Origin of the sequence: Streptomyces sp. DH12 (assembly GCF_020873895.1) — a bacterium.
Classification (GTDB): Bacteria; Actinomycetota; Actinomycetes; order Streptomycetales; family Streptomycetaceae; genus Streptomyces.
Genome location: NZ_JAHWGT010001169.1, coordinates 1 through 441, shown reverse-complemented (window position 1 = coordinate 441; position 441 = coordinate 1). Strand labels below are relative to the sequence as shown.

At 71.9% G+C, this 441-nt stretch carries 1 pseudogene; it reads left to right on the top strand.

The features are described from left to right. Nucleotides 1–441, top strand: a pseudogene (locus LPA54_RS39080) (hypothetical protein); the annotation flags it as partial.

The following is a 441-nucleotide window of genomic DNA, read 5'->3' as shown; positions in this document are numbered from 1 at the left end:
ACTACGGCCCGCTCGACTGGGGGTACTACCTCCTCACGCCCGCCGCCGACGGCACCGTCACCCGCAAGCGCGTCGCGGACATCGAGGACCGGGAGGCCGAACCGTTCGGCATCTCGCTGGGCAGCGGCATCCTCACCACCGCCGACGACTCCAAGCTCTACATGCCGGGCACCTACGTCGGCGGCTACCGCAGCACCTGGCTGAAGACCGCCGGGCGCCCCGAGGAGCTGAACTCGACCGTCGACGGCCTCGTCAGCGGCCGTGACATCGACTGCGGCGACTCCGAGAGCGGCCCCTGCGTGACCATGTTCGCCTCCGGCGACGGGCACCACGGCCGCGAGGCCGGGACCGAGCAGGACGTCACCATGCTCTACCGCAACGGCGACTCCGCCTGGGGCCCGCGGGTGACCTCCGGACTCGGCAGCCCCGAACTCGTCGACC